This is a genomic window from Photobacterium alginatilyticum (assembly GCF_009910675.1).
In the GTDB taxonomy this organism is placed as follows: domain Bacteria; phylum Pseudomonadota; class Gammaproteobacteria; order Enterobacterales; family Vibrionaceae; genus Photobacterium; species Photobacterium alginatilyticum.
The window spans coordinates 1-4,771 of sequence record NZ_RSEJ01000059.1; the positions used below are offsets into that span (position 1 = coordinate 1).

The 4,771-nt window shown below is 34.4% G+C and carries 4 protein-coding genes; all 4 read right to left on the bottom strand.

Features of this window, described 5'->3' with window-relative positions; all coding sequences use genetic code 11:
• Positions 1-12: 12 nt before the first annotated feature.
• On the bottom strand, positions 13-567 hold the full coding sequence (locus EIZ48_RS31255; protein ID WP_160658491.1) for a photosystem I assembly protein Ycf4: 555 nt from the start codon (positions 565-567) through the stop codon (positions 13-15).
• 439 nt (positions 568-1,006) lie between these two features.
• Positions 1,007-1,117, bottom strand: coding sequence for a photosystem I reaction center subunit VIII (gene psaI / locus EIZ48_RS31260; protein WP_160658505.1), 111 nt, complete (start codon positions 1,115-1,117; stop codon positions 1,007-1,009).
• A 429-nt stretch (positions 1,118-1,546) separates the two neighbouring features.
• Positions 1,547-3,031, bottom strand: a complete 1,485-nt coding sequence (accD, locus tag EIZ48_RS31265; RefSeq protein WP_500690614.1) for an acetyl-CoA carboxylase, carboxyltransferase subunit beta — start codon at positions 3,029-3,031, stop codon at positions 1,547-1,549.
• A gap of 612 nt (positions 3,032-3,643) precedes the next feature.
• Positions 3,644-4,771 (bottom strand): ribulose-bisphosphate carboxylase large subunit (locus EIZ48_RS31270; RefSeq protein ID WP_160658508.1); only part of this gene is annotated, 1,128 nt, incomplete at its 5' end.

Below are 4,771 nucleotides of genomic sequence, written 5' to 3' on the forward strand. Positions count from 1 at the left end.
ATTCTTTATTTCTCAAAAAACTTCAATTGGGACACGCAAAAAATAGGCCAATTCAGCCGCTTTTTGTTCAATTTCTCGTGGCGTAAAATTCTCATCCGTACGCGTCAAGGGAATGGCCCCCTGGCCTCGGATTTCCATATAAAGAACACGACGAGCATAAATACCCTCTTTAACTTCTAYTCGCACAGACTGAATATCTTTTATWAGAAATCGKAGGAAGACACGACGRTTTTTTCCRGGAAATCCCCAACGAAAAATACACACTATYCCTTCTTTTCTAKCGAATCGATCATAACCACTACCTACATTCCACGAAATTGTACACCATAARTAGGCGCTAATAAAAAGACCCGCGAACCCATAAAAAGACATTACGAGCCCTTGTGGAAAAAAAAYGATTTGTTGAGACGGAAAWAAAGATATCAAATTTTTAYCAAGATAACTGGAAGTTCCAACCAATAAGAAGCCTRATGAACCTAAAAAAWGGATAATGGCCCAGRAAAAATTACTTATTTTTCGAGACCCCYTTATAAGTTCTATCCATATATGTTCTGATCGCCAACTCATACTTGATCTGATTTCAKTTTATTGGAATTGAGAGCATAGCCSAATRAATTTGACTTTACTTTTTTTGTTGCCGAAATAACTCTCATCAACTAGCACTATTTTKATATGAACCCTTAGGAATAATTCATAAAACGGGTTAGATGGAAAAATKTCTCTTCACTTTATGGCCCTACTAAGKATAGTGGCAGACATATTACTACATAGACTTTATAGACTTTCCATTTCAGACATCCGCCRATCCTTATTCTAGTGGAAAATAGCTAGAATAAATTGACTCATATATCATATATCATATATCATTTTCTGTATGTATAAGAACTCTTTCATTTCYATAKRGTCGATTTCTGTTCAGCCGAAACCCTATGTTATACCAKACTCAAATAARTWGATATTTTTTTATCTAAGTTCAAAAAAAAAATGAGATTTAGTCCTATTAGATCTAAACAATCTTGTTTTTTTGAACATAAAGAAATAAAGAAGCCATTGCCATGGCCGGAAATACTAGGCCTACTAAAGGCACAAAAATAGARGGAAAGTTGAAAGTTATCATAGAATGAATACCTCGATTWAATTKACTATTTGTACCTGTTATTATTATATWGTTTCTATTGTTAKAAAGATATCTTGTAATAATTTTTMATTTTTAATTATAGAATGAAAATTYTTAKTAATTCGATTCGAATTACTATTATTGTAATTAKGAAACTTTCATTTTAATTAATTATAGAATACCTACGTAAGAAGGTAAGAGGAACTTCGCCTAATTTCACAAAAGCAAAAATGCATTCTTTTATAGAGGCTYGCTGATTCGTAATCATGAATCAAAGTAAACAAAAAAAACAAGAAAAATTAAAAAATTAGATGCAACTTGTGATTCTTTCTAAAATTAAATTTTATATTTTATAGATTTGAGGTCACCAAAGAAAACTCCATTCTTCTTATTTTTACTTTGATTCCGATAAACTAACTACGTGTAAAACTAATTAAACTGAATAGTCTTTGAATTTTTATTCAAAGGAAAGAAAGCGTGAAGTTGAAATAACTCACTCAGAACGCTTTTTAAAAGATTACGTGGTACAATTAGATCGAATAAGCCCTTCTGGAATAAATATTCGGCCGCTTGTGAMCCTTCGGGTACTGTTTTATTCAATGTTTGTTCAATTACTCTTTTACCCGCAAATGCAATGTAGGCATTGGGTTCGGCAATAATGATATCCCCCAACATACCAAAACTCGCTGTCACCCCACCCGTAGTCGGAGATGTAAGAATTGGTACATAAAAKAGTTTTTTATTTGATTGATAATCGTATAAAGCAGAAGAKATTTTAGCCATTTGCATCAAGCTCAAACTTCCTTCTTGCATACGTGCACCCCCAGAAGCACAYACTATAAYAAGAGGTATAAATTTTTTGGTAGCATACTCGAYCAAACGGGTAATTTTCTCYCCGACTACAGATCCCATACTACCCCCCATAAACTGAAAATCCATAMCCCCAATTGCGACGGGAATACCATYTAGTTGGCCTATACCTGTTTGAACAGCCTCAGTTAACCCTGTCTTTCTTTGATAAGAATCAATACGATCTTTATAMGGCTCCTCCTCCGAATGAAATTCAATGGGATCCAGAGAKACCATGTCTTCATCCATAGGATCCCAAGTGCCKGGATCAATCAAAAGTTCGATTCTATCTGAACTACTCATTTTCAAATAATATCCACATTGTTCACAAATATTCATTTTTGACTTCAAAATTTTCTTATAATTTAATCCATAACACTTTTCGCATTGAACCCACAAATGCCTGTATTTTTGCGTTACATCGAGATTATTATAACTTTCTCTTATAGTTAAATCACCCGYRTTCYTTATACTRGAACTCTCGCTTTCACTACTATTTCKATTTTCACCATAAATGGAACGATAAATATAACTGTCACTATAATTGTCACTACTACTTAYAATGTAAGCATCAATGCGTAGTTGAGAATCAAGATAACTGTCAATACAACTATTAATATGATTAKTCCAACTATATTGAGTATCATATATGKAACGATCRTAGTAAGGRTCRTCACTATTMGATCCATTATTSAGATAATCAGAATTCGGATAACTAGACAAAGGTTTTTCGAGTTCACTCAGAAAAGAATGGTCCTTGTTAATCTCAAAAAGCTTATTTTCAATATCAAAATATATGGAATAGCTGTCCCCATTCTTATCCCTAACTATAAAAGTGTCATCAGAGATGAAATTCCCAATGTCCTTGACACCAAAKAAATGATCCACATTACTGTAAGTAGAACTRTCACTATMACTCCGACTATGATGATGCCTATCATTGCGATTAGGATCTTCACTTTCACTGATATGTTCATCAATAGGACTAYGATTACTTAATCCACACCTGTGTTCTAATTCTAACTCYTTGTTAGACAACATCGAATTGAACTGCCATTTTTCCATAGAGTTTTTTGCCCCCTATTTTATTTACATGAAAATACAATAAATGAATARTCATTCGATGAAAAAGAATTTTTGTTAATAKCCTATTTCTTATCAGAATAAACATAGAACTAGAATCACTAGGATTATTAACTAATTAAGTATTGAAAAAAAAAAACGAAATATTTATTCTCTCCTAATTTCGTMTMTACTAATCTACTAATAAGTAAGGACTTTTTTTATAAAATCTCGTCTAATAACKAATCMAMTAATTAAGTAAAGTTTCGATTGCRACACAAAAYGAAAAGGACAATATACAGGATGGGTAAAAARWGGTTTTGATACKTAGYTCTATCCAGRKAAACTAGAAGATATAAAAGAACTACACCAATCCTAAGGATCCAKAGRATTMATTGTGGATCMAATMCAAAAMTAGAAATATTTGAATTTTTGAATMTTCTTTTTTATTTYATTGAATTGTATATCTAGATTAAGTATATAGATCTAYCCAAAATGGATTCTCTAGCCAAAGTGGATACAATAGAATTTTTGTATTCGGCTCAATCCTTTTAGTAAAAKATTGGGCCGAGTTTAATTCCAATTCAATTAACAGACCGAACAGTAATWAYTGAATTACAAAGTATCCATTGCTTCGAATTCAAATTTGATCTCCTTCCATMCCTCACAAGCAGCAKCYARTYCAGGACTCCATTTGSAAGCCTCACGRATAATTTCATTACCTTCACGAGCAAGATCACGTCCCTCATTACGAGCTTGTACACATGCTTCTARAGCTACTCGGTTAGCTACARCACCCGGTGCATTTCCCCAAGGGTGTCCTAAAGTYCCKYCACCRAATTGTAGTACAKAATCATCTCCAAAGATCTCKGTCAGAGCWKGCATATGCCAAACGTGAATACCYCCKGAAGCCACRGGYAGAACACCWGGTAGCGARACMCAATCTTGAGTGAAATAAATACCGCGSYTWCGATCTTYTTYAATAWAATCATCACGCAGTAAATCAACAAAGCCYAAAGTRATTTCYCTTTCYCCTTCAAGTTTACCTACTACRGTACCRGMGTGAATATGATCTCCACCRGACATACGTARSGCTTTYGCTAGTACACGGAAGTGYATACCRTGATTYTTCTGTCTATCAATAACTGCATGCATTGCACGGTGRATRTGAAGAAGTAAGCCATTATCTCGGCAATAATGAGCCARRCTMGTATTTGCAGTGAATCCYCCTGTTARRTAGTCRTGCATTACRATAGGAACTCCYAATTCTCTRGCAAAYACAGCYCTTTTKATCATTTCTTCRCATGTACCYGCAGTAGCRTTYAAGTAATGMCCTTTRATTTCACCTGTTTCWGCCTGTGCTTTAWAAAKWGCTTCGGCACAAAATAAGAARCGRTCTCKCCAACGCATAAATGGYTGGGAGTTCACGTTYTCATCATCTTTRGTAAAATCAAGTCCACCACGAAGACATTCATAAACAGCTCTRCCGTARTTTTTAGCRGATAAYCCCAATTTAGGTTTAATAGTACATCCCAACAGGGGACGMCCATACTTATTCAATTTATCTCTTTCAACTTGGATACCATGAGGCGGTCCTTGGAAAGTTTTARYATACGCRACCGGGATTCGCAGATCTTCCAGACGTAGAGCGCGYAGGGCTTTGAATCCAAATACATTACCCACGATAGAAGTAAACATGTTAGTAACAGAGCCTTCTTCAAAAAGGTCTAAAGGATAAGCTAC